We start from the raw sequence: 24,494 nt of genomic DNA, 5'->3' as shown, positions 1-24,494 counted from the left end.
GTTGGCCTTGCGCGTTGGCTTCAACCCCGGGACCGGGGCTGGCGCCCCGATCGCGGCTTACTTCAGCTTGCCCTGGGGGCTGACGAAGTCTTCCAGGGTCAGGCCTTTTTCCTTCAGGATGGCTTCCAGCAAGGGCTGCAACTTGCCCAGGCTTTCCTGCACCGTTTCGCGCACGGTATCCACCACCACCTGCGTGCTGCGTTCGATTTCGATGTTGACGAAATCGCCCACCTGCTTGTCCTCGAACACCGTCATGCGGCGGGTTTCGGGAATCAGCCAGACTTCAAACCAGCCTTCCGCGCGGTTCACTTCCGACACAGTCAGGCTCGCGCCATTGATGGCGATATAGCCCTTGGCGAACACGTACTTGCGGAAGGGTTCGGGGATGCTGAAGCGCATCAGCCGGTTGGTGTCAGACGACTTCACCATCACCACTTCAGAGGTGAAGTCCACATGGCCCGACAGCGGGTGGCCGCCGATCTCGGCGCCATCTTTCGCGGCGCGCTCGACGTTGGCGCGGTCGCCTTCGGCATAACTGCCCAGCGTGGTGATGGCCAGGCTTTGCAGCATGACGTCAAACGTCGCCTGGTTGTCCGACAGCAGCTCGGTCACGGTCAGGCAGACGCCGTCCGTTGACACGCTGGCGCCAATAGCCAGATCAACGCAAAAACCAGGGGGGAAATCCAGCGTGAAGGTGCGCAGGCCTTCGCGATCCGCGATCTTCGCGATCGTCGCGGTGCCTTGAACAATACCGGTGAACATACGGTTCCTGAAAACGGGGCGGCAGGCCCCTGAAGCAAAACATCAACGTTAACCGATATTTTGCCAGGAGCCGCCCTGCGACAGGCGGGTGGCGAGCGCCACCCGGCGCGCCATCAATGACGGATGGCGATGGTCTTCAAGGTCGTGAAGCCATACAGCGCTTCAAAGCCTTTTTCGCGGCCGTAGCCCGACTGGCGCGACCCGCCAAACGGCAGTTCCACGCCGCCGCCCGCGCCGTAGTTATTGATGAACACCTGGCCGGCGCGCAGCTTGCGGGCCAAGCGCATCTGACGGGCGCCGTCGCGCGTCCACACACCCGCGACCAAGCCATACAACGTGCCGTTGGCGATTTCCAGCGCCTCTTCCTCGGTGTCGAACACCATGGCGGCCAGCACCGGTCCGAACACTTCTTCCTGCGCCAGACGGCTGTTGGGAGGCACGTCGCGGAACAGCACGGGCGGCTGGTAGTAGCCCGCTTCCGGCGCGCCGTCCTTCAGCTTGCCGCGCGCGGCAACCTTCAGGCCTTCGGCTTCGGCTTCCGCCAGGAACCCGCGCACGCGGTCATGTTGACGGCCGCTGATCAGCGGACCCACGTCCAGGTCTTGCGCGGCCGGGCCAGTGACGGTGGCCGCGAAGGCTTCCGACAAGCGCTTGATCACCGTTTCGTAAACGCCACGCTGAATCAGCACGCGGCTGCCCGCCGAGCACGTCTGGCCGGCGTTCTGGATGATGGCGGCCAGCAGCACCGGCATGGCGGCGTCCAGATCGGCATCGTCGAACACCACCTGGGGCGACTTGCCGCCCAGTTCCAGCGTCACCGGCACGTGGTTCTCGGCGGCGGCATGGGCCACCATCTTGCCCGTCTGCGGCGAACCGGTGAACGAGATGTGGTCGATACCCGGGTGCGCCGACAACGCCGCGCCCGCTTCGTGGCCATAACCGGTCACGATGTTCAAGGCGCCCGCGGGCAAGCCCACTTCGGCGGCAATTTCAGCCAGCTTCAACAACGACAGGCAAGCGTCTTCGGCGGGCTTCACCACGCAAGCGTTGCCCGCGGCCAGCGCCGCGCCCACGCTGCGGCCGAAGATCTGCAACGGGTAGTTCCAGGGCACGATGTGGCCTGTCACGCCATGCGCTTCGCGCACGGTCAGCACGGTGAAGCCCGGCGTGTAGGGAATGGTCTCGCCGTGCAGCTTGTCAACAGCGCCGGCATAGAACTCGAAGTAGCGCGCAACGGCGGCGGCGTCGGCACGGGCCTGCTTGATGGGCTTGCCGGTATCGGCCGATTCCAGTTGCGCCAATTCCTCCTGGCGGTCCAGCAACGCGAAGGCGATACGCATCAGCAAACGGCTGCGCGCAGCGGGCGCCATTTGGCCCCACTCGCCTTCAAACGCTTGGCGGGCGGCGGTGACGGCGCGGTCGATATCCGCCTCGCCCGATCGCGCGATCGACTCGAAGGGCTTGCCATCGGACGGGTTCAGGACGGGAATGGTTTCACCGGTGGCCGAGGCCACCCATTGGTTGGCGATAAAGTTCTTCTGAGTCACGATGTGCGGAGTAAAGTAGCGGCCGAATAGCCCGTTGCGGAAAAGGCGCCGACGCGCGCAAAGCATCCCAGGCACGAAGCGACGTGCCGGAAAGCGAAGTGTGTGCGGGTGCCCATAAGAGGGATTGCTGTGGGGATTTGTGTGGTGTCTCCCGGCGCACCCGGCAGGCCGGTTACGCCGTCCGCGCGTCGAAGGCGCGGTCGATATGGTTTGATGGCAAGTTACGGGAGCCCCCCATAACTTGTCAATTGAATTGACAGCTTTTGTCCTAAGCTTCGGGATATTTGGATATGAATACGGGTAATCCCTTATGTTTCAGCCATTTACGACGGTGCAGGGTTTGTTCGCAAGACTGACAAGCCCGGTCCTATTGATGGGCCGGCTTCAACTCACTACTAGAAGAGCGCGCCAATGAGCAATGTGCGTGACCCGCAGTTGGAATCCCTGCTGGAGGCAGCCGCCCGCCCCCGCCCCGAACTGGACGTGCTGGCCGAAGTGGCGTCAGGCCTGGGCTATGTGCGCGCCGAACGCTTCGCAGAGCGCGTCTATGAAAGCCTGTTCTACGCGATTGCCACCGGCAAGATCGCGCCCGGCAACAAGCTGCCCACGGAACTGGAACTGGCCGCGTTGTTCGAGGTGTCGCGCCCCGTGGTCCGGCAAGCGCTGGACCGGCTGCGCGAAGACCAACTGGTGGACTCCATTCGCGGCTCTGGCACCTACGTGCGCGCCAAGCCCGACTTGATGGGCGGCATGCCCGCCATCGACCCGGCCCGCCGCGTCGGCCACATCCTGGAAGGCCTGGAACTGCGCATGGTGATCGAACCGGAATGCGCCTACCTGGCCGCCCTGCGCCGCAGCGCCGACGACCTGCGCGAAATGGACCGCATGCTGACCGGCTACGAAGAAGCCGACGCATCAGGCGCCATCGCGCACCACCACGACTACGGCTTCCACCGCGCCATCGCCGCGGCCACCGGCAACAAGCGCTTTGTACAAGTGCTGAAGTCGCTGGAATACGACGTCAGCCACGCCGTCAACGTCATGCGCCACCTGGTCCACAGCGAACCCTGGAAACGCACCCGCGCCGCCATCGACGAACACCGCCATATCTATCGGCTGATCCAGGAACAAGACGCCGACGGCGCGCGGAACATCATGCGCGCGCATATTGAAAAGGCGAAGAGCCGAATGTTGAATAGCGGCTCGGAGGGGTGATCAGGCGGGGATGGATTCGAAGGGATTCAGGATCGGGAGATCGAACGGGAGGAAGTCGTTGACGTTACGTGTCACGACGACCATCCCGCCAAGTTTCGCAGTAGCCGCGATCATGGCGTCCTCGTTCAGCGTGTCAGAGCGGCGATGCATCAATTGCGCCCATAGCCGAAACGCCTTCCCGGGCATCGGAAGCACGTTATAAGTGTCCTCGACAGCGCCCAACCAATGCGACAACGCTTCGGCTTTGGCGGCATCCAGCATTCTGGATCGTTCTATACCCATCTGAATCTCACCTAGCGTCACCGCGGACAGGTGTAGCAGACTGTCATCCACGGATTCGAGCCAAGCGACTACCGCACCATGAGGCTTCGGCCTTCGCAGTTCCGAAATGACATTCGTGTCCAACAGGTACATAACCCCATCAGCGCCCCCCTGAAGCTGCCGATCGCCGCCCTTCGCCCCGCAGCGGCACTAAGTGTTCCGTCCGCGCAAAGTCGGTAAGCAAGAGCGCTTTGAGCGTTGACCTAGGCGCCATCAGTGCCGGTTTTGGTGCTACCGAGCCCGTAGCTGGCACTCTGACAAAGCACCCGGTCATCAGTTGTGACGCGACGGACAAATCGTCGTCCACAAATTCCGCGTAATGCGCTTGAACGTCCTGCAAAGGCCAAATCTTCATAGGCTCCTCCATTTGAAGCGTTCAGGCAGTCTAGCCAGTTCCACCGAGCTTTGGCCGCTTTAGCAGGATATATAGGACGCATTCACGTCCCCCAGGAAATATGCCACCTGCCCCCGCCGCCAACCCGTCCGCACGAGCAGGTATCATCTGCACCTATCCCGGCGCCCGCCAGCCACGCCCCGGATGTATAGCCAGATTCGTAGCCAAGTACGTAGCTAGACCGGGTTTTTGGAAGGCGGCGCCTTTGAGAACCGCATCAACAAACGGTCTACGCAGAACATGAAATTAGCCACTTGGAACGTGAACTCTCTGAAGGTGCGCCTGCCGCAAGTGCTGGACTGGCTGGCCGCCAATCCTGTCGACGTGCTGTGCATCCAGGAACTGAAGCTCACCGACGAGAACTTCCCCGAAGACGCTTTCAAGGAAGCCGGCTATCACGCCGTCTGGGCCGGTCAGAAGACCTATAACGGCGTCGCCATCATTTCGCGCGTGCCCGGCACGTCGATGGTGCGTAATATTCCTGGCTATGAAGACCCGCAGCAGCGCGTGCTGGCCTTGACCTTCCCCAGCCCCGAAGGCGATGTGCGCGTTGTGTGCGCGTATTGCCCCAACGGGCAGTCGCTGGATTCCGACAAGTACGTCTACAAGCTGGCGTGGTTCGACGCCATGCGCAATTGGCTGGCCGACGAGATCAAGCAGTACCCGCGCCTTGCCGTGCTGGGCGACTACAACGTGGCGCCCGCCGACGAAGACGTGCACAACCCCGAGAAATGGGAAGGCCAGGTGCTGGTGTCCGAACCGGAACGCGCCGCCTTGCGAGGCCTGATCGACCTGGGCCTGACCGATTCCTTCCGTCTGTTCGAGCAGCCCGAAAAATCGTTTTCTTGGTGGGATTACCGCCAGTTCGCCTTCCGTCGCAACGCTGGCCTGCGGATCGACCACGTCCTGCTGTCGGCCCCCTTGGTCAAGCGCTGCGTCGCCTGCGTGATCGACAAGGAACCGCGCCGCAACGAGCAGCCGTCAGACCACGCGCCGGTTATCGCGACCTTGGAATTCGTCTGAAAATTTTTGCCTGGCGCCGTATTGCACGGCGCTTTAAAGTTCAGGTATAGTTTTGCTCTTGCTTCATTGGGGCGGTAGCTCAGCTGGGAGAGCGTCGCGTTCGCAATGCGAAGGTCGGGAGTTCGATCCTCCTCCGCTCCACCAAATTCCAGACAAGAAAGCCTTGGACACCACAACGTGTTCCAAGGCTTTTTTGTTTTCCTGGCGCACCGCAGGGCTGGGGGCGCAGGCCGGATTTACACCGCGTCCTTATCCAGCCGCCGCACCGCCGCGCTCAGCGTCGAAAAGTCAAACTCCCGTATACCGCGCCGCGCCAGGCGCATCAGCACGGTAACCAGCACCGGCACAAACGCCGCCAGCAGAAACGATTCCAGCAGGAACGTGGGTTTGTCGCCCGGGGCCGGAAAGAAGAACAGCCCTGCCGCCAGCCCCGCGACGGTTGCGGTTGTTGCCGTCACGCCATCGTGCTTGCGGCTGAACAGGCCATAGAACACGGGGAACGCGGCAGCGGAGCACAGCAGGTCGGCCAGCAGGAACAGGTACAGCACGCTGTAGCCTTGCGAGGCCACAATCATCACCGGAATCGCCAGCAGCAAGACCGCCCAGCGGGCCAGGCGCTTCATGTCCATGCCGTTGGCGTTGGGCATCAGCCGGCGCATGTCGACGGCGACGATGCTGGACACGGCGCTGATTGCCGTGTCGGCGGTGCTCATCACCAGCGACAGGCCCAGCGGGATCAGCGCAATCACGAACCATGCGGGCGCGTGCGGCATGATGACGCTGAACAGTGCGATGGAACTGTCGCCCTGCGGCGCCAAGCCCACGAACGCCAGGCCGAACAGGCCCATCAGGAAGATGAACGGCGCGGCCAGGATGCCGCCCAGCAGAAAACCATTGCGCATCGACCGAGCGTCTTTTGCGGCATAAATGCGCTGCCAGTTGCCCTGGTGAAAGATGCCGGTCAGCAAGATGGCCACGAAGAACGTCAGCCCGGCTTTCACGCCCACGGGGTCGGTCAGGTCCAGCAATTGGGGCGCCTTCGCTTGCAGTGCTTCGATGGTGGGCAGCGCACCCCCCGCAGCTTGCCAGCCGACGCCGCACAAGATCACCAGCAACGGCACGATGACCATCATCTGCACCTGATCGGTGAAGATCGACGAGCGCAGCCCGCCGTAGGTGGTGTAGAGCAGCGTCGTGCCCATCACGATGGCGGCGGTGGCCCACAGCGGCACGGGCGCCAACATGGTGACCAGTTTGGCAATCGCCGTAACCTCAGCCGACAAGGCAATGAACAGATAGAACAGCATGATGAACAACGCCAGCCCGTACATCGGCCGGCCGTAGCGCGCCATCAGGAATTCAGTCAGCGTATGCCCATGCGGAATCAGTTCACGCATGCGCCGGCCCAGCGGAATCATGACCAGACGCGGTGACATCGAGCCCAGCGCGTAGCCGATCACCGCGGCCAGTCCGCCCCAGGTTGCGGCCTGCGCGGGCGAGAACAGAATCCATGCGCCCAGCGTCGACGCCATCAACGTCAGGATGGTGCCGAACGCGCCCTGGCTGTTGCGGGCCACGATGTAGTCTTCCAGCGAGCCGCGCTTGCGCCGCGTGTACAGGATGCTGGCGACGGCGAAGCCGCCGGAGAACAGCAGCAGCCACATCAAGGCGGCGGATTGAGTCAGCATGAAGTCGGTCCTCCCTGGTCCGGCGGACGGCCGGACGCGCAGCGCAGCGGCCCGTCTGGTAACAGGGGCCGCTGATGAATAAAAGTCTAGGGAGGGCGCACGAACCGTGCGATGTCCTTCCCTTCGCCGGCATTACCCGGATCAGGTTCAAAGGGTTACCGCAATGAAGCGGAATCTCAGCCCGACAGGGCTCCCCCAGGAATTGACCGCAAGAGTAGGAGAGCGGCGCCGCAATGTCAACGCGTGGAATGTGCTAAGTTCGCCCGCTTGCGGCACCCGATTGCATGCGTGCCGGTGAAACCGACGAGCCGATCATGTCTCTTGCACACCCCGCCCCTGCCCTGAACGAACAACTGGTGATTGTCACGGGCGGCGCCCGTGGACTGGGCGCGCACATCGTGCGCGCGTTTCTGCGCGAAGGCGCGCGCGTGGTCATCAACTACCTGAACAGCGCTGACGCCGCGCAGGCGCTGGCCGCCACCGCGCCGGGCCGCGCGCTGGCTATCCAGGCCGATGTGCGCGATGCGCAGGCGGTGCAGGCGCTGGTGGCGCAGGCGCAAAGCCACTTCGGCATGCCGGTCACCACCGTCGTCAACAACGCGCTGCCCGCGTTCCAATTCAATGGCGACGCGCGCCCGCATGCGGACACGTTGACGTGGGACAACCTGAATCAGCAGATCGAAGGCAGCGTGCGCGGCGCGTTGAACACGACTCAAGCGGCGCTGCCCGGCATGCGTGAAGCCGGCGTCGGACGCATCATCAACATCGGCACGAACCTGGTCCAGAACCCGGTCGTGCCGTATCACGATTACACCGCCGCCAAGGCTGCGCTGCTGTCGTTCACGCGGACCTTGTCGCACGACCTCGGACCCCATGGCATCACGGTCAACATGGTGTCGGGCGGTTTGCTGCGCACGACCGATGCCTCCGCGGCAACGCCCGAAGCGGTGTTCGATTTGATTGCCGCCAGCACGCCGCTGCGCACCGTCACCACGCCCGAACAGTTCGCCGACGCGGTGCTGTTTTTCGCCAGCCCCTGGTCGCGCAGCGTCACGGGCCAGAACCTGGTCGTCGACGGCGGCCTCGTCAAGAACTAAGCGCCATGCTGCATCTGAACCTGTTCATCTTTGGATGCGGCCATCACCGCGCTGCGTGGCGCCATCCCGATTCGGCGGCCGAACGGCTGGGCGACATCAGCTACTACGAGTCGCTGGCGCGCACGGCCGAACGCGGCAAGCTGGACGCCATTTTCTTTGCGGATGGGCAGTGGATGGACAACATCGGCGACGGCCCGCGCTGGTATCTGGAACCGCTGACGACGATGGCCGCCATCGCGCGCGCCACCACGCACATCGGTCTGATCAGCACCGTTTCCAGCACCTTCTTCACGCCCTTTCACGCGGCGCGCATGGTGGCGTCGCTGGACCACATTTCGGGCGGCCGCATGGGTTGGAACGTGGTCACCTCGATGTTCGACGCCGAGGCCCGCAACCATGGCTATGAGGCCATGCCCGGCCATGAATGGCGCTACGCGCGCGCTGAAGAATTCGTCGACGTTGCGTTGCGCTTGTTCGATTCCTGGCAAGACGATGCGCTGGCCATCGACCGCAACGGCGTCTATGGCGTGCCCGAACGCGTGCAAGCCATCCATCATCAAGGCGAGCATTTCCTGGTCGACGGCCCGCTGACGGTGCCGCGCCCGCCGCAGGGCCATCCGGTGCTGTTCCAGGCCGGCGCCTCGGACCAGGGCCGGGACCTGGCCGCCCGCCGCGCGGAGGCCATCTATGCGGTGGCCTACGACCTGCCCGCCGCGCAGTCCTATTACCGCGACATCAAGCAGCGCGTGCTTGCGGCCGGGCGCAGCGCCTTTGTGCCGATCATGCCGGGGCTGGTCACGTATGTAGGGTCCACCGAAGCCGAGGCCCGGGCCAAGCAACGCGAGCTGGACGTGCTGCTGCCCAGCGACGCATCGCTACGCCAACTGGGGACCTTCGTGCTACAGGATTGCAGCGCATGGGAGCTGGATGCGCCTGTGCCGCCGCTGCCGCCGCTGGAAGATTTCAAGGGTCCCAAGGGCCGGTACGGCACCATTCTGCGGATCATCGAAACCGAACAACCCACCGTGCGCCAATTGCTGGGCCGGTTGGCGGCGGGCGGCGGCCATTGCACGATGGTCGGCACGCCGGAACAGATCGCCGACAAGATGGAGCACTGGTTCAAAAACGAAGGCGCCGACGGCTTCAACCTGATGCCACCGTCTCTGCCCGGCGGCATCGACGACTTTGTGGACCACGTGATTCCCGTGCTGCAACGACGCGGGCTGTTCCGTACCGAGTACGAACACCACACACTGCGCGGTCATTTGGGGCTGGAAAGGCCTGGCCGGTAATACCTCGCGCCGCGCGCGTTCAAGGTCATCGCACCGTTACGTTCTTGAAATTTACAGGCTGCCATAGCCGCGTCTTCAGCGCCTGCAAGTTTCGCGAACGCAGGTGCACGCCGGCTGAACGCCCCTTCAGGGCCTTCATCGCAACGAAATGCTAGGCATAACTTATCAATTTGTATGAAAGCGGCCCTGCACGCAGGCACCCTGTAAATCGTGAACATCCCTGCATTAGCGAATAACGCCGGTTCCTTTCTCTAAGGAACTGTTGTTATCTCGCAATAAATCGCAGGTTTTTATATGTGTCTCGAGTAACTAAATCCTAATCGTTAAGGAAGGAGTCAGGGGCAAGTCATCAGAATACGACCCCAATTTGTATATTCCGAACCATTATGTAGTTTTCAGTTTCATGTATTCCGGCGGTGTTCCCTATTGTGGACACCAGGGCTGCTTTCGCAATGCTGAAAGCAGGCAATACAAGCCTTAGAACCGGATGTGGATATGAAACTAACGAAAACTTTGCTCGTAGGCGCGATTCTGGCTGGCATGGCCGGTGCGGCCCAAGCTGAAACGTCTGTCACCCTGTACGGCATTGTCGATCTGGGCCTGACCTATCAACGTGGCAAGGTTGGCACCACGGACGCAAACCGTGGCGTGAACGGCGGCGACTATTCCTCCCGGATCGGCATGAACGACGGCATCCAGAACGGTTCCCGTTTTGGCCTGCGCGGAACGGAAGACCTGGGCGATGGCCTGTCGGCTGTCTTCACGTTGGAAAGCGGCTTCACCGCCAATAACGGCAACCGTTCGCAAGGCGACCGCCTGTTCGGCCGTCAAGCCACTGTCGGCCTGAACAGCGAGCAGTTCGGTTTGCTGGAACTGGGCCGCCAAACCAACATCGCGTCCAAGTACTTCGGCGACATTGATCCGTTCGCGCTCGACTACCTGAACGCCAACATGGGTATGGCATTCAGCGCGGCCAACACGGTTCGCTATGACAACATGGTCATGTACCAGACCCCGGTCTGGAGCGGGTTCCAAGGCGGCGTGGGCTATTCGTTCTCGACCGATGACGTCGAAGGCCCGACGGGCTTCAAGACCAAGGAAAACAACCGCGCCTGGACGGCGGGTGTGCGTTACGACAACGGCCCGTTGAAGGTAGCCTTGTCCTATGACGTGCAATACCGCAAGCCGAACCAGCCGCAACCGCAGCAGTTCATCATCGGCGCCGCCTACGACTTCGAAGTGGTCAAGCTGTCGCTGGCTTATGGCCGTTCCGAGGACGGCGTTTTCGCCGGCCAGGATTTCTCGTTGATGGGCGGCCGCCAGCAAGCAGGCGGCCCGGCCAACGGCCAGGGCTTCACGAATGGCCGCTTCACGTGGGACGGCCTGCGCATCAACTCGTACATGGTCGGCGTAAGCGCCCCCATCGGCGCCGCCAGCAACGTCTTCGCGTCGTGGCAGCGTGCTGATCCGAACAAGAACCTGTACGCCATGGACATCTACAGCCTGGGCTACACGTATGATCTGTCCAAGCGGACCAACCTGTACGCTCTGGCGTCCTACGCCGATGGCGCCGCCTTCATCAACGGTGACAAGATGAGCACGGTTGGCGTCGGCATCCGCCATCGCTTCTAAGCAGGCTGCGGGCCGCCCCAACTGAGCAGAGTCGGGGCGCCCTTGAAGACTTAAGCCACCCGGAAACGGGTGGCTTTTTTTTTTATGCGTGGATTTTTTTAGCCCGCCAGAGCGGCGGGCTCGGTGTGCTCGGCCGAAACGGCTTGCGGGCGCGCTGTCGGGGAAGCCAGGGCAACGCGTGTACGGGCGTGGGCCTTGCGAGTGGCGATCCAGTCATACAACATCACGCCGGGGTGGCGAAGCAAAACGGCGCCAACGGCAGCCGCAACAATCAAGACAATACTCAGGGTCAGCCAGGACATCTGGGCGCCCTCCTACAAAAACCGCCCGGACTCGTCCCGGGTCAACAACTCGCGTGGGAAATACCCGCTTTCTGAAGCGCTCAAGAATGTAATGTACTCTACATTACATGACGAAACGGGGTGAAACCCTGTGATGTCCATGCCATGGAAACCGGGAGAAACAGGTGATGAGCGATTCGGCCGATCCGATGACGCGCGCCCTGACCACCAAGGGCGAAGCCAGGCGGCGGCGGCTGCTTGAAGTGGCCAGTCAGTTGTTACTGGAACTTGGGTACGCACAAACGTCCATCCAACGCATCGTGCAGCAGGCTGGCGGGTCCGCCGCCACGGCGTATCAGTTGTTTGGCAGCAAGGAAGGCATGCTGGCTGCCGTGCTGCAATTCGAGTTGGACAACATGCGCGCCGCGGTGTTCCTGAAGGCGCCGCCCGGCGAGGCGGTGCGGCCGGCGTTGCAGCAGTTGGCGCTGCGGCTCTTGACCTATGCGGTGCAACCGAAATCCGCCGCGCTGCACCGGCTGCTGGTGTCGGAGTGCCACCGCATGCCGCAGTTGGCGGCGTCGCTGCAACATGCCGTCGACACGCAAGTCCATGCGCCGCTGGAACAATGCCTGCGCGCCGCCTGTGAACAAGGCGAACTGAAGATTGACGATCCGCGCCAGGCGGCGCTGACCTTAGGCAACCTGATCAATGGCATCGCGTTCCACGCGCGGCTGGTCGGCGGTTACGCCGACGGGCCGCCCGCCGAAGCGCTGGCCACCTGCCGTTACGGCGTGGATACGTTGCTGCGCGCGTATCAGGTTTAAGGCCGAATCCGACGAGAGAAGGCAATCGGGTCGTCGCCCGGCGGAGCCTGATGGCCAATGGATGCACGTGCTCGCAGCACGTCCAGCGGGACCCTCGTATCCAGTCCGCCCTGGTCGTACAGATACTCGGGCAGATAGCCCGACAGCAGAATGCGTAAGTCCAGCGGCAAGCCCGGCACGATAGCGTTGACCATGCGGTAGACCAATGTCGTGCAATTGGCCGTAACCGTGTGATAGAAGCGCGGCGTGGTCACCAGCGCATTAGCGGTGTTGACGTAGGACAGAAACAGCTCGCGCATCGCGCGTTCGGGCATGCGCACCGGGTACAGATACACGCTTTCCCCACGCGGGCCGGCGCGCACGTACAGGATGTCGCGCTCTTCGGCCGCCACCACGCTCAATTCGAACTGCTTGAAGAATCCGCCGATCTCGGAAAATTGTTCGCCGCGTTCCTTGCGGATCTCAACCGAGAACACCACGTGCCGCCCGTCGGAAAAACCGAACGAGACGAGCGTGTGCGCAATGGCCGGGCCTGCCCAGTAAGACAGCGCCATGTCCACCGATACGAGTTTGTCCAGCTCGTATTGCCGCGTTTCCCAGCGGGCGGTGTAGTCGGAGTCCGTGCGCCAATCGAAGTTGCGCACGTTCTCAAGCGTGACCGTCGACCCTTGCACCGTGCCGCGCAGCATCTTCGCCACGTCGTCCGCCCAGATGCGGTCATTCGACGGCGCAAGCGTTTGCCACCAGCCGGCCAGCAGGACCAGCCCGATCAGATACGCCCACCCTGCCCGCCGCCGCCACGGCCCCGCGCGCCACAACGCCACCATCGCACCCAGGCATAGCGCGGCCCACACAGCGGCCGCCGCCCCTTTGCCCCACACGCCGCCCGGCGCCTGATACCACAGGGCAAGACACCCCCACAGCGCAGACGCGGCCACCAGCAACGTCAGCAACAGGCGCCCTACGACCACCAGGCCCCGACGCAAGCGCCCAGCGCGGCGCACCGGCTTATCCGCCAACATGCTTGCCCACAATTTCCAGCACGCCGTTGATGACGAATTGAACCCCCATGCACACGAGCAAGAAGCCCATGACGCGCGAAATGGCTTCCACGCCGCTTTGCCCGATCACCGCCACGATGCGGCCCGCCGAACGCAGGCAGATCCAGAACAGCACGCCCAGCAGGGCGAACACGATGATGGGCGTTACCGCCACCACCCACGTCGGGTACTGCGGCGTGATTGCGCCATCGACCGAGGCTGCCCCACTGATGATCATGGCGATGGTGCCTGGCCCCGCGGTTCCAGGTAGCGCCAAGGGCACGAACGCGATGTTCGGCGTCTCCCGCGCTTTGGCGTCCGCGGCTGCTTCCGCCGCCAGCGAGCGCGGTTCCGCAGGCGGAAACAGCATGCTGAAACCAATGCTGACCACGATCAGCCCGCCCGCGATGCGCAAGCCCGGAATCGAAATGCCGAACGTGTGCATGATCCACGCACCCGCGTAGTAGGTCACCAGCATGATGCCCACCACGTAATACGCCGCCTGCGTCACCTGGCGTTCGCGCTCTTTATAAGGAATCTGCGCGCCGAGCGACAGCAGCAGCGTCATGGAGGTCAGCGGGTTGGCCAAGGGCAGCATCAGCGCCAGCCCAAGGCTGGTTAGTTTGGCGAGTTGGATCAGATCGTCAATCATGGGGCTCATAGAAAAAGGAGACGGCCCATTTACCCAATGGGAGTAATGGGCCGCCTGCCTGGTTCAACGTTCAATCGCAGAATGCCCTCTACCTTACACATTTCCCGGGCTTATTGATCCCGGCTCCCAAACTCTTGCTCGGCGGCCGGCGCCATAGCGCGCCTACCGGCAACAGCATGCACGCCGCCGCCAGCCACGCGTTCATCTGCAAGCCCAGCGCATCCACGCTGGCCGCGCCCAAGAAGGAACCCGCCGCGATCGCCAGGTTGAACATCGCCACGAAAAAAGCCGTGGCGGCGTCCACCGCGTCAGGAGCCGCCCGCAGCATCCAGATCTGTAGCGACACCGACACGCCGCCATACGCCAGCCCCCACACCACCAACAACAGCACGCTGGCAGGCGGCCAATGGCCCAGCCCGCCCAGCAGCGCCAGGGTCAACAGCAACGTGACGGCAATTGTCATCAAGACGGCGGCGGGACGGCGTGCAGCGGCGGAACCCGCCAGAAAATTTCCCGCCACACCCGCCACGCCATACGTGAACAACAGCAAGCCTATCCATTGCTGACCAAACCCCGCCTGCGTTTGCAGCATCGGCCGCACAAAGGTGTAGGCCATGAAATGGCCTGCCACCATGAACAAGGTGATCAGCAAGCCCCGCCGCAACGCCGGATTCGAAAGCAGCCCGGCCAGTTCGCGCGCCGATAAGCCGCGCGGCGCGGGCAGCGGCGGCAAAGCCTGCCAGATCAGCACGAGCACGGCTGCGCACAACACCGCCATCCCCGCAAACGCGGCGCGCCACCCCGCCAGTTCGCCAATGAAGGCGCCCAGCGGCACGCCCAGCACCGAGGCCACCGCAACCCCGCCAAAGATGATGGCGGTGGCCGCGCCCACCGCGTGCGGGGCAACGATTCTGCCCGCCAACCCGCCCGCGATCGCCCAGATGCCGCCGATGCAAATGCCCACCAGCACGCGCGCGCCCAACAACCACGGCATGGACGGCGCCAACGCGCTGGCCAGGTTCGCCCCCATCAGCAAGGCCAGCAGCCCGCAAAGCAACCAACGGCTATCGGCGCCCGCGGGCCGGACGACAATCAGCGGGGCAAACAAGGCGGCCAGAATTGCCGGCACGAAAAGCATCCAACCGCCCTCGCCTACCGACACGTTCAGCTCGTGCGTGATCGGCACCAACAGGCCCACCGGCAGCATTTCGGTGGTGACCACGCTGAAGGTGGCCAGCCCCACCGCGGTGACGCCCAGCCAGGCGCGCAGGGAAGTGGAAGTGGTAGCCGAATCCGATCCGCCGGCTGGCGGTGTAGAGGTTTGGGTCATCGTGTGTTGCGATCCAGAAAAGCCCCGTTGCAGGGCCGACCCTTATGCAGTCTACTGTTTCCAATTCGCAGATAAAGCAGGCATCAGGCCAAACACAAGGGACGAATCGTGGACAATCTTTCGTGAACAACCCGCCCCCACCTCAACGGCTCGATCACATCGGCGACGTGCTCGCCTTCGTGCGCGTGGCCGACGCGCAGAGCTTCACCGCGGCCGCTGAAAAACTGAGCCTGTCCCGATCAGCCATCGGCAAGTGCATTGCGCGTCTGGAGCAAAGCCTGGGCGTGCGGCTGTTTCACCGCAGCACGCGCAGCGTCAGCCTGAGCGACGACGGCCGCCTCTTCTACGAGCATGCGCAACGCATCTTGTCCGAGGTGGACAACGCCACCGATGCCATGGCCAGCCGGCAGCAGGCGCCACGTGGCCGCTTGCGCATCGACCTGCCGGTCTCGTTGGGCCGCTTGCATGTGATGCCGCTTGTGCGCAGCTACTTGCGGCGTTGGCCGGACGTGGATGCGGATATCAGTTTCTCGGACGACTACACCGATCTGGTGCGCGATGGCATCGACGTCGCCATCCGCATTGGCGGCGAAGCAGACAGCCGGCTGGTGCGGCGCGTGCTGGCGCCCCACCGGCTGATCACCTGCGCCGCGCCCGATTATCTGCATCGCCACGGCGCGCCCGCCACCATCGACGCGCTGGCCCAGCATCAGACGCTGGTCTTCACGCATACCGGGCAACCGGTGCCATGGCGCTTTACCGTTCAGGGCCAGGAACGCCAGGTGCCGGTGGCGGGCCGGCTACGGGTGGGCCACACCGAAGCGTTGCGCGATGCCGCCGTAGCCGGCGACGGGATTGCGCAATTGGGCGCGTTCCTAGTGGCCGACGACTTGCGCGCCGGCCGCCTGGCCCCTGTGCTGGAGTCCGTGGCGGGCGCGGGCGCGCCGGTGTACGCGGTGTATCCGCATCGGCGGCATCTGTCGCCCAAGGTGCGCGTGCTGATCGATGACATCGCCTCGGCCTGGAACGCGGACCCGCCGTGGCGCCCGTACGCGTAAGCGATGCAACCGATGCAACCCATGCAAACCATGCCACCTTGCCGTTATTTTTTGCATCACCCTTCCTGATTATCAATATCCATTAAACTGATGTAATTACCGCGACGGGCCGCGCTGCCTAGCATACAAGCGCCCGTCATCTGCGGCCGAGCCCGCAGCGCACTGATTTTGTGACCCGGAGTTTTCCCTTGAGCGACCTCTATCATTTCAGCCGCGGCACCTCGCCGCTGCTGATTTCCATTCCCCATCTCGGCAGCCAGATTCCCGATGCGCAACGCGCACAGATGACGCCGCTGGGCCTGCAATCCGGCGATACCGACTGGCATCTGGACACGCTGTACCAATTTGCCCAGGCGCTGGGCGCGTCCGTGCTTGGCGCGCGCTATTCGCGCTATGTGGTGGACCTGAACCGCCCGCCCAACGACGAAAGCCTGTACCCCGGCCAGACCAAGACCGGCCTGTGCCCCACGCAAACGTTCCGCGGCGACGCGCTCTATCAGAACGACGCCGTGCTGACGGACGCCGAGCGCGCGCACCGCCTGCAAACGTACTGGCAGCCCTATCACGCCAAGCTGCGCGAAGAACTCGACCGCATCAAGGCCGAACACGGCACGGTGCTGCTGTGGGAAGCGCATTCCATCGCAAGCGTGCTGCCGCGTCTGTTCGAAGGCAAGCTGCCTGACCTGAACATCGGCACGTCCGATGGCGCGGCGTGTGCGCCCGACATCCTGGCCGCCGTCCGCGAACAGCTGGACGATTGCACCGGCTACACCTGGGCCGTCAACGGCCGCTTCAAGGGCGGCTACATCACGCGCCACTACGGCGCGCCGGCCGACAACATCCACGCCATCCAGCTGGAAATGTGCCAGTCCACCTACATGGACGAAACGCATCCCTATGGCTACCGCGCCGATCTGGCTGGCAAGGTCATCCCCGTCGTTGAAGGCATGGTGCAAGCCGCGCTGCGCCAAACCACGGCGCGTCAGCGCTAAGCCTCCCCTACCCAGGACAACGCCAGGCGATGAACCGTTTTTCCTTCAGCACGACGGAAAACTATCCGGAATGGAGCCTGCTGCTGACCTGGGTGGCGGTGGTGGAAGCCGCGTCGGTATCCGGCGCGGCGCGCCTCCTGGGCTTGTCGCAAGCGGCGGTGTCGCAGCGCGTGAAGCAGCTTGAAGCCGCGATGTCGACCGAGCTGCTTGACCGCAGCACCCGCCCCGCGCGGCCCACGCCCGCGGGCGAATTGCTGTTCGACCATGCCGCGCGCCTGCTCGCGCAAGCGGGCGACATGACGGAAAGCGTGCGCAACCTGAGCCGCGCCAAACGCAACATCGTGCGCTTTGGCTGCGTGGACTCGTTCGCCGGCACGCTCGGGCCGACCTTGATCCACGGCCTGTCGGGCGCGTCGCGCCAGATCCGGCTGTGGTCGGGCATTACGCCCGTGCTGGACAAGCAGCTGGAAGACCGGCAACTGGATCTGGTCGTGACCACCAGCGCGGTGGCCGGCAAGCCCACCATCAAAAAATACAGTTTGTTCAGCGAACCCTATGTGCTGATCGTGCCGCGGTCGATGGACATGTCGGCCATCAGCACGCTGAAGGAACTGGGCAAACGCACGCAGTTCATCCGCTACAGCGCGCGTTCGTTTATCGGCGCCGAGATCGACCGCCTGATCGAATCACACGATGTGATGATCGAACGCACTTTTGAATTCGACAACACCGACCCGCTGCTCAGCCTGGTGACGGGCGGCATCGGCTTTGCGATCAGCACGCCGCTGTGCATCTGGCAGTCGCGCCATTTTGTGGACCAGCTGCGCGTGTTGCCGCTGGGGCCGTACCTGGGCGTGACCCGCGCGGATGACCCCAGCCTGTCGCGCACCTTGTATCTGGCCGCGCGCCAGCAGGAAGTGGGCAAGCTGCCCACCGAAGCGCGCGACGTGATTTTGATGGCGGTAGAACGCCTGATTCAGAAAGACATCGCCCCGGCGCTCGGGCTGCCGCCTGCCACGCTGTGGCGCAGCATGCGGCGTTAAGCCCGCCCGAGTTACAGCGACGCGGTCAGTGCAGGCACGGCGTCGAACAAATCGCCCACCAGGCCGTAGTCCGCCACGCCAAAGATCGGCGCATCGCCGTCTTTGTTGATGGCGACGATGGTCTTGGAATCTTTCATGCCGGCCAGATGCTGGATGGCGCCAGAAATACCCACTGCCACGTAGAGTTCCGGCGCAACGATCTTGCCCGTTTGCCCCACCTGCCAATCGTTGGGCGCGTAGCCCGCATCCACGGCCGCGCGCGACGCGCCCAGCGCCGCACCCAGCTTTTCAGCCAAGGGGTCCAGCAGCTTGAAATTGTCGGCGCTGCCCAGGCCCCGGCCGCCTGACACCACCACGCGCGCCCCGCCCAATTCCGGGCGTTCGGACACGGCGATCTCGCGGCGCTTGAACCGCGCCAGCCCCATGTCAGCCACCGCCGCAACAGAGTCCACCGCCGCGTTGCCGCCTTCGGCCGGCACGGCGTCAAAGGCGGTCGGGCGGATCGTCGCCACCACGATGGCGTAGCCGCTTTTGACCGTGGCGATTGCGTTGCCCGCATAGATGGGCCGCTTGAACGTGTCGGGCGCCAACACCTCGATCACGTCCGACACCTGCGCCACGTCCAGCAGCGCGGCGATGCGCGGGGCCACGCTCTTGCCCTGCGTCGTGGCGGCCAGGAACAGATGCGAATACGGCGCCGCGACGGCCACGGCTTGCGCCGCCAGGTTTTCGGCCAGCCCTTCGGCCAGATGCGGCGCATCGGCCCACAGCACTTTTTCCACGCCAGGTACACGCGCCGCGACCTGCGCCACCGCTTGCGCATCCGCGCCCGCCACCAGCACATGAATGGGCGCGCCCAGCTTGCCGGCAGCGGCAATGGCGTTGCGCGTTGCGCTGTTCAGGGCGCGGTTGTCGTGTTCGGCAATAACCAAGACCGTCATCAGATCACCTTCGCTTCGTTCTTCAGTTTGTCGACCAGCGCGGTCACGTCGGCCACTTTGATGCCGGGCGCGCGCGCGGCCGGTTCTTCGACGCGCAGCGTTTCCAGCCGCGACGCGGGGTCTACGCCCAAGGCCTCGGGCGTTTCGATATCCACCGGCTTCTTCTTTGCCTTCATGATGTTGGGCAGCGTGACGTAGCGCGGCTCGTTCAAGCGCAGATCAGCGGTGACGATGGCGGGCAACGTCAGTTCCAGCACTTCCAGGCCGCCATCCACTTCACGCGTGATGCGCGCCACGCCGCCGTCGACGTCTATCGCGCTGGCGTTGGTGGCTTGCGGCCAGCCCAGCAGCGCGGCCAGCATCTGGCCCGTCTGGCAGGCGTCATCGTCAATGGCCTGCTTGCCCAGGATCACCAGCGCGGGTTGTTCCTTTTGTACGACCGCGCGCAGCAGCTTGGCCACCGCCAACGGTTGCAGGGCAACATCGGTCTGCACCAGCACGCCCCGGTCGGCGCCAATGGCCAACGCGGTACGCAAGGTTTCCTGCGACTGCGCCGTGCCGCAAGACACGGCCACCACGTCTTGCGCCACGCCCTGCTCTTTTAAGCGCACGGCCGCTTCGACGGCGATTTCATCAAACGGGTTCATCGACATCTTGACGTTGCCGATCTCCACGCCGCTCTGGTCGGCCTTGACGCGCACGTTGACGTTGTAGTCAACCACGCGCTTGACCGCGGCTATCACCTTCATGCGAACACTCCTGAATCAAGGAATTAACAAAACGCGCCAGGCGCCGCCATGCGCAGATCAATCCGCACGGCGTCCGGCGGCAACGCGTCTGCTGACGCGGCGTCGTCCTGACAGGACGAGTCGATATAGAAATTCTGCGCATCCACCACGATGCGCACATGTGACGCGTGGGCGACGGCGTCTTCCCACGATGCGGCGTTGACGATGACGGGCTGCGCGCCGCCGCAGCGCACCTGCGCTTGAACCGCGCCGCGCAAGACGAACAGGTTCAGCACACGCACCGCGCCGTCCAGCAAGCGTGCCTGCAAAGCGACATCGCCCGCGAACGCAACCGCCCTGCCCGGCAGTAACGCGATATCCACGCCGTCGCCACGCAACGCCACGCCCGCCCCCGACAGCACCACCGACACGCGGTCAACGCCGGGGAAGCGCGAATACGCGCCATCGCCGGTGATGTCGGCCACGCTGACCCGCCAGCGCGGCGGCATCTTGCGTGCGCTGGCGGCGTCATCCACCGCCAGGGTGCGCGTGACGCCGCCGCCGTTTTTCCAGGGTTCGGGCGGCAAGTCCCGCCAGTTGACATGCACGGCGCGCATCGGATCAGGACACCGCGCCCAGGCCGTACTTGCCCGTCAACAACGCGCCGCTTTCAAAGCGGCCGATGTCGTAAGGCTTGAGCGACACGTCGGTGGCCAGCCCCAGCGCTTCCTGCGCCAGCACCCGGCCCACGGTCGGCGACAGCTTGAACCCGTGACCCGAAAAGCCGAACCCCACGATCAGCCCCTGCACGCTGGGCACGCGGCCCAGCACCGGATTCCAATCGGGCGTGACGTCGTACACGCCGGTCCAGGACGAGGCCAGGCCCGCCGTCTCATACGCCGGGAAGCGCGCGGCAACCTGTTCGCCCACTTCGGCCACGTAGTCCAGCGGAATATCGCCCTGCTCGGCGTCGCTCTTTTGCAGCGCCTCGCCTACGATGCCTTCGCTGACCAGCATCTGGTTGCCGCCATAGCTGCGGCAGTACAGCATGCCCGGTGACGCCAGGTCTTTGAAGACCGGCATGGAATACGTGTAGGGCGCGCCGCTGCATTCCAGCGCCAGCACCGCGTGGCGTTCCGGCACGACGGGCATCGCCACGCCGGTCCAGCCGGCCAGTTCGGGCGTCCAGATGTTCTGCGTGCTGATGACAAGCGGGCTGGCGAAGTCGCCTTCGGAAGTGGACACGCCAACGACGCGGCCGTTCTCGATCAGCAGTTTGCGCACATCGACGTTTTCGCGAATGGTCACGCCCCGGCGGCGCGCGCCGCGCGCAAAACTGGTCGCCACCAGATACGCATCGGCGAAACCGGCTTCCGGTTCATAGCCGATCAGCGCAGCGTCATCGAACGAGGCAATCGGCAGCAATTCGCGGGCTTGGGCAGGGTTCAGCAATTCCAGCGCAATGCCTTGCGCGCGCTGCTGATCCAGCGCGCCGCGCAACGGTTCCAGCTTGTCGTCGTCGGCCGCCGTAATCAGGTAGCCGCACTTGACCAGGCCGCAGGACGCTTCGTCGTCGCCAACATAGCTGGCGAAATGGTTGAACACGTTCCAGGAACGCTGGGCGAGTTCGACGTTTTCGCGCACCGAATAGTGCGTGCGCAAAATGCCGGAAGACTGCGAGGTCGTGCCCGCCCCGATCGTGGCGCGGTCCAGCACCAGCACGTTTTTGGCGCCCAGCTCCGCCAGGTGGAACGCCACCGAACTGCCGATCACGCCGGCACCAATCACGATCACGTCATAACTTTTCACGACAAGGCTCCAAGGACAAGTGCCGCGAGTGTGAACCTGCCCTGTCTGGCGCTTCGCAATATAAGCACCGCGAATACTGAATAAAAGCCTAGCTGAAACGCCGGGGTTCCGTCCGCTTTGATTAAGCAGAACGAATTTCGACCATCGCCAATCCTTATATTCATGCTGCGGCGCGATGCCCGGGTGAAAGTCTCGTCTGCCGCACCACAGAGTGCCGGCGACATGACATCTATCAGTCAATCTACTTTACGTAGGGGAAAAATATGAACATGAATCGCCGCGCCATGTTGGTGCGCACCGCAGCGTTGGCGGGCGCAAGCGCCCTGGGCTTTCCCATGATCGGCCGCGCCGCCAATGCGTCATACACGTATGGCGGATCGGCTTGGCTGGGCCATTACTCGGCCTACATCGCCATGAAGACGGGGCTGTTCGCCAAGCAAGGCCTGGACATCAAGTGGCAGAGCTTCGCCACGTCGTCCGACCGCATGAGCGCCGTGATGGCCGGCAACATCGACCTGGCCGGCACGGGCGTGGTGTCGTCGCTGGCCTTGATGGCGGCGGGCGCCCGCCAGTTTCAGGTGATTGCCACGCCCAACAACTTCGGCCGCGCCGAAGGCGTGCTGGTGCGCGAAGACGTGAAGTCGGTGGCTGACCTGAAGGGCAAGAAGATCGGCGTCACCTATGCGTCCAGCGCGCACGTGTTGCTGCTGGACGTGCTGCGTCAGGCGGGCATGAACCCGGACCGCGACGTGTCCATCATCAACCTGCCCGCGACCAACCTGCTGTCTGCCTACCAGGGCAAGCAGATCGACGCGGCGGTGGCCTGGACCCCGGCGTTTGACCGCATCAAGGCCGTGCCCGGCACGCACGTGCTGTTGGACGACACGGCGTTCTCGCTCTACAAGCAATACGCCATCACCCCCGGCCCCGACGTGCTGCTGACGCACACGAAGCTGGGCAAAGAGAACCCCGAGGCCGTGAAACAATTCCTGCGCGCGGTGTTCCAGGCCAACACCATGCTGACCGAGCAGCCCGATGAAGCTGCCGGCGTGCTGCTGGAGCTGACGGGCTTGTCCAAGGAAGAACAACTGGCCGTCATCAAGCAGACGCAGTGGTATTCGGCTGCGGACCAGCAGGCGCTGATGGTGGAGCCGGGCAAGTTCGTCACCGGCATGCAGCAACTGGCTGAAATGCTGGTGTCGCTTAAGCAGATCGACCGCGCGCCCACCGTCAAGGATTGGGTCCAGGCCTCGTACCTGTAAGCGGGGCGCACGCCATGTCCACGCGTTCGTCTTCAAGGGAAACACGGCTGATCTGGGTCAGCGTGTTTTCGCTTCTGAGCTTTTTGTTGCTGTGGGAAGGCCTGTGCCGCGCCGGCGCGGTCGACCCGATTTTCCTGCCCGCGCCGTCGCAGGTGCTGGCGCGCGCCATGTCGATGTCGGACCAGGGCACGCTGTTCTACAACGTGCTGGCCTCCACGCGCCGCGTGATGGTGGGCTTTCTGGCGGCCGTCATCGCGGCCATTCCGCTGGGCATTCTGTTGGGCACATCGAAGGTGGCGCGCGCCGTCTTCGACCCCATCATTTCGTTTCTGCGCCCGCTGCCATCCATGAGCTGGATTCCGCTGTCGCTCCTGTGGTTCGGCATTACCGAAACGCAGAAGTACAGCATCGTGTTCATGGGGTCGTTCGTGCCGGCGCTGCTGTACGTGATGGAAGCATCGCGCAGCATCGACCCGGTGCTGGTGCGGGCGGCGCGCAACCTGGGCGCAAACCGCTGGCAGGTCATGCGCGAGGTGCTGTTCCCGGGGTGCCTGCCGCAGATTCTGTCGGGCATGAAGATCATTCTGGGCCTGTCCTGGACGTGTGTGATTTCTGCCGAACTGGTGGCGTCCAAAGAGGGCCTGGGCTTCATGATCATGAACGGCAAGGAATTTTTCCAGACCGACACCGTGGTGCTGGGCATGGTCCTGATCAGTTTCACCGTCCTGGTAACTGACTTGTGTTTGCGGCTTCTTGAACGATGGGTGCTGGCATGGCAACGATGAATGACACGATGATCCAGCTGACCGATGTGTCCAAGGCCTATGGCGACGTGACCGTGCTGGACAAGGTGAATCTGGAGGTCAAGCGCGGTGAATTCCTGGTGCTGCTGGGCGCGTCTGGCTGCGGCAAATCCACCCTGCTGAACCTGATGGCGGGCTTCATCACGCCCAACACCGGCACCGTCGCCATCAACGGCAAGACCGTCACCGACGTCACCGCCGCCTGCGGCATGGTGTTTCAGCAGTACGCGCTGTTTCCGTGGCGCACGGTGCAAGAGAACGTGGAATTCGGCTTGAAGATGCGCGGCATGTCCAAGCAGGAACGCGCGCCCATTGCCCGCAAGTTCATCGAGATGGTGGGCTTGAAACAGGCGGCGGACAAGTATCCGCATGCGCTGTCAGGCGGCATGAAGCAGCGCGTGTCGATTGCGCGGGTGCTGGCCAACGACCCCGACGTGATGCTGTTCGACGAGCCCTTCGCCGCGCTGGACGCCATGACGCGTCAGGTGCTGCAAGACCAGTTGCTGTCGATCTACGAGCAAAGCGGCAAGACGATTGTCTTCATTACGCACTCCATCGACGAAGCCCTGACGCTGTCCACGCGCATGGCGGTGATGGGTTCCAAACCCGGGCGCATCGTGCAAGACATCCAGAACGACTTGCCGCATCCGCGCAGCGCTGATGTGCAGTTGTCGCCGCGCTTTGTGGAATTGAAGCGGTCGATCTGGGAGCGCGTGCAAGAGGAAGTGACGCGCAGCATGGAACTGGCCAGCGACTAAGC

General features: G+C 63.7%; 24 protein-coding genes, 1 tRNA gene and 1 riboswitch. Of the genes, 13 read left to right on the top strand and 12 right to left on the bottom strand.

Translation table 11 applies throughout. The features are described from left to right. Positions 1–57: 57 nt before the first annotated feature. Both ACFZAI_RS22175 and ACFZAI_RS22170 read right to left on the bottom strand, forming a co-directional pair. Entirely contained in the window at positions 58–762 is a 705-nt protein-coding gene (locus tag ACFZAI_RS22175; protein WP_054426143.1) for a riboflavin synthase, read from the bottom strand. A gap of 113 nt (positions 763–875) precedes the next feature. Beyond that, positions 876–2,312, bottom strand: coding sequence for an aldehyde dehydrogenase family protein (locus tag ACFZAI_RS22170; protein ID WP_391569192.1), 1,437 nt, complete (start codon positions 2,310–2,312; stop codon positions 876–878). Positions 2,313–2,720: 408 nt separating this feature from the next. Here ACFZAI_RS22170 and ACFZAI_RS22165 point away from each other — a divergent pair, with 408 nt between their 5' ends. Next, positions 2,721–3,524, top strand: coding sequence for a FadR/GntR family transcriptional regulator (locus ACFZAI_RS22165; protein WP_391568935.1), 804 nt, complete (start codon positions 2,721–2,723; stop codon positions 3,522–3,524). Here the strand turns inward: ACFZAI_RS22165 and ACFZAI_RS22160 are convergent, their stop codons facing one another. Beyond that, positions 3,525–3,938, bottom strand: coding sequence for a type II toxin-antitoxin system VapC family toxin (locus tag ACFZAI_RS22160; protein WP_391568934.1), 414 nt, complete (start codon positions 3,936–3,938; stop codon positions 3,525–3,527). Positions 3,939–4,479: 541 nt separating this feature from the next. Between ACFZAI_RS22160 and xth the strand changes: the two genes are divergently transcribed. Beyond that, complete coding sequence (gene xth / locus ACFZAI_RS22155; protein WP_391568933.1) at positions 4,480–5,262, top strand: exodeoxyribonuclease III; 783 nt, start codon at positions 4,480–4,482, stop codon at positions 5,260–5,262. Between the two features lie 68 nt (positions 5,263–5,330). Further along, a tRNA-Ala gene (locus ACFZAI_RS22150) sits at positions 5,331–5,406 on the top strand. 92 nt (positions 5,407–5,498) lie between these two features. Here ACFZAI_RS22150 and ACFZAI_RS22145 read toward each other — a convergent pair. Then, positions 5,499–6,950, bottom strand: coding sequence for a sodium:solute symporter family protein (locus ACFZAI_RS22145; protein ID WP_391568932.1), 1,452 nt, complete (start codon positions 6,948–6,950; stop codon positions 5,499–5,501). 101 nt (positions 6,951–7,051) lie between these two features. Further along, positions 7,052–7,157, bottom strand: a riboswitch (TPP riboswitch). A gap of 107 nt (positions 7,158–7,264) precedes the next feature. Between ACFZAI_RS22145 and ACFZAI_RS22140 the strand changes: the two genes are divergently transcribed. From ACFZAI_RS22140 to ACFZAI_RS22130, 3 genes are all read left to right on the top strand, one after another. Then, positions 7,265–8,047, top strand: a complete 783-nt coding sequence (locus ACFZAI_RS22140) for a 3-oxoacyl-ACP reductase (protein ID WP_391568931.1) — start codon at positions 7,265–7,267, stop codon at positions 8,045–8,047. Between the two features lie 5 nt (positions 8,048–8,052). After that, positions 8,053–9,339: an LLM class flavin-dependent oxidoreductase gene (locus tag ACFZAI_RS22135; RefSeq protein WP_391568930.1), complete on the top strand. Its 1,287-nt coding sequence runs from the start codon at positions 8,053–8,055 to the stop codon at positions 9,337–9,339. A gap of 495 nt (positions 9,340–9,834) precedes the next feature. After that, positions 9,835–10,971 (top strand): porin, encoded by a 1,137-nt coding sequence (locus ACFZAI_RS22130; RefSeq protein WP_391568929.1) that lies wholly within the window; start codon positions 9,835–9,837, stop codon positions 10,969–10,971. Between the two features lie 98 nt (positions 10,972–11,069). Here ACFZAI_RS22130 and ACFZAI_RS22125 read toward each other — a convergent pair whose 3' ends face one another. Further along, complete coding sequence (locus ACFZAI_RS22125) at positions 11,070–11,273, bottom strand: hypothetical protein (RefSeq protein WP_391568928.1); 204 nt, start codon at positions 11,271–11,273, stop codon at positions 11,070–11,072. A gap of 167 nt (positions 11,274–11,440) precedes the next feature. On the opposite strand from ACFZAI_RS22125, the gene ACFZAI_RS22120 reads away from it, so the two are divergent. Further along, positions 11,441–12,076, top strand: a complete 636-nt coding sequence (locus ACFZAI_RS22120; RefSeq protein WP_391568927.1) for a TetR/AcrR family transcriptional regulator — start codon at positions 11,441–11,443, stop codon at positions 12,074–12,076. Here the strand turns inward: ACFZAI_RS22120 and ACFZAI_RS22115 are convergent. The 3 genes from ACFZAI_RS22115 to ACFZAI_RS22105 form a co-directional block, all read right to left on the bottom strand. Beyond that, positions 12,073–13,098, bottom strand: a complete 1,026-nt coding sequence (locus ACFZAI_RS22115; RefSeq protein WP_391568926.1) for a DUF4105 domain-containing protein — start codon at positions 13,096–13,098, stop codon at positions 12,073–12,075. The genes ACFZAI_RS22120 and ACFZAI_RS22115 overlap by 4 nt on opposite strands. Continuing rightward, on the bottom strand, positions 13,085–13,768 hold the full coding sequence (locus ACFZAI_RS22110; RefSeq protein ID WP_391568925.1) for a MarC family NAAT transporter: 684 nt from the start codon (positions 13,766–13,768) through the stop codon (positions 13,085–13,087). The genes ACFZAI_RS22115 and ACFZAI_RS22110 overlap by 14 nt, the downstream gene beginning before the upstream one ends. An 88-nt stretch (positions 13,769–13,856) precedes the next feature. Then, on the bottom strand, positions 13,857–15,098 hold the full coding sequence (locus ACFZAI_RS22105; protein ID WP_391568924.1) for an MFS transporter: 1,242 nt from the start codon (positions 15,096–15,098) through the stop codon (positions 13,857–13,859). 122 nt (positions 15,099–15,220) lie between these two features. Here ACFZAI_RS22105 and ACFZAI_RS22100 point away from each other — a divergent pair, with 122 nt between their 5' ends. From ACFZAI_RS22100 to ACFZAI_RS22090, 3 genes are all read left to right on the top strand, one after another. Beyond that, positions 15,221–16,156 carry a LysR family transcriptional regulator gene (locus tag ACFZAI_RS22100; protein WP_391568923.1) on the top strand — a complete coding sequence of 312 codons (936 nt, stop codon included), beginning with the start codon at positions 15,221–15,223 and terminating at the stop codon, positions 16,154–16,156. A gap of 188 nt (positions 16,157–16,344) precedes the next feature. Next, positions 16,345–17,148, top strand: a complete 804-nt coding sequence (gene hutG / locus ACFZAI_RS22095) for an N-formylglutamate deformylase (RefSeq protein WP_391568922.1) — start codon at positions 16,345–16,347, stop codon at positions 17,146–17,148. A gap of 29 nt (positions 17,149–17,177) precedes the next feature. Then, positions 17,178–18,191, top strand: a complete 1,014-nt coding sequence (locus tag ACFZAI_RS22090) for a LysR family transcriptional regulator (protein WP_391568921.1) — start codon at positions 17,178–17,180, stop codon at positions 18,189–18,191. A gap of 11 nt (positions 18,192–18,202) precedes the next feature. Here ACFZAI_RS22090 and ACFZAI_RS22085 read toward each other — a convergent pair whose 3' ends face one another. The 4 genes from ACFZAI_RS22085 to ACFZAI_RS22070 are packed head-to-tail and all read right to left on the bottom strand — an operon-like array spanning position 18,203 to position 21,669. Further along, positions 18,203–19,132 carry an electron transfer flavoprotein subunit alpha/FixB family protein gene (locus tag ACFZAI_RS22085; RefSeq protein ID WP_391568920.1) on the bottom strand — a complete coding sequence of 310 codons (930 nt, stop codon included), beginning with the start codon at positions 19,130–19,132 and terminating at the stop codon, positions 18,203–18,205. After that, positions 19,132–19,881 (bottom strand): electron transfer flavoprotein subunit beta/FixA family protein, encoded by a 750-nt coding sequence (locus ACFZAI_RS22080; protein ID WP_391568919.1) that lies wholly within the window; start codon positions 19,879–19,881, stop codon positions 19,132–19,134. Before ACFZAI_RS22080 ends, ACFZAI_RS22085 begins: the two co-directional genes overlap by 1 nt. Before the next feature lie 23 nt (positions 19,882–19,904). After that, positions 19,905–20,477: a HutD family protein gene (locus ACFZAI_RS22075; protein WP_391568918.1), complete on the bottom strand. Its 573-nt coding sequence runs from the start codon at positions 20,475–20,477 to the stop codon at positions 19,905–19,907. 4 nt (positions 20,478–20,481) lie between these two features. Beyond that, positions 20,482–21,669 carry an NAD(P)/FAD-dependent oxidoreductase gene (locus ACFZAI_RS22070; protein ID WP_391568917.1) on the bottom strand — a complete coding sequence of 396 codons (1,188 nt, stop codon included), beginning with the start codon at positions 21,667–21,669 and terminating at the stop codon, positions 20,482–20,484. Positions 21,670–21,932: 263 nt separating this feature from the next. Between ACFZAI_RS22070 and ACFZAI_RS22065 the strand changes: the two genes are divergently transcribed. From ACFZAI_RS22065 to ACFZAI_RS22055, 3 genes are read left to right on the top strand one after another with little or no spacing between them, the layout of a single operon-like run. Continuing rightward, positions 21,933–22,931 (top strand): aliphatic sulfonate ABC transporter substrate-binding protein, encoded by a 999-nt coding sequence (locus ACFZAI_RS22065; protein ID WP_391568916.1) that lies wholly within the window; start codon positions 21,933–21,935, stop codon positions 22,929–22,931. Between the two features lie 14 nt (positions 22,932–22,945). Beyond that, positions 22,946–23,716, top strand: coding sequence for an ABC transporter permease (locus ACFZAI_RS22060; RefSeq protein WP_391568915.1), 771 nt, complete (start codon positions 22,946–22,948; stop codon positions 23,714–23,716). Continuing rightward, on the top strand, positions 23,704–24,492 hold the full coding sequence (locus ACFZAI_RS22055; protein ID WP_391568914.1) for an ABC transporter ATP-binding protein: 789 nt from the start codon (positions 23,704–23,706) through the stop codon (positions 24,490–24,492). Before ACFZAI_RS22060 ends, ACFZAI_RS22055 begins: the two co-directional genes overlap by 13 nt. The last annotated feature ends 2 nt before the right edge of the window (positions 24,493–24,494 follow it).

It is taken from the genome of Achromobacter sp. NPDC008082 (genome assembly GCF_042957345.1).
Classification (GTDB): Bacteria; Pseudomonadota; Gammaproteobacteria; order Burkholderiales; family Burkholderiaceae_B; genus Achromobacter; species Achromobacter kerstersii_A.
Note: the sequence above shows the minus strand (reverse complement) of the source record. Positions and strands in the feature narration are given on the sequence as shown.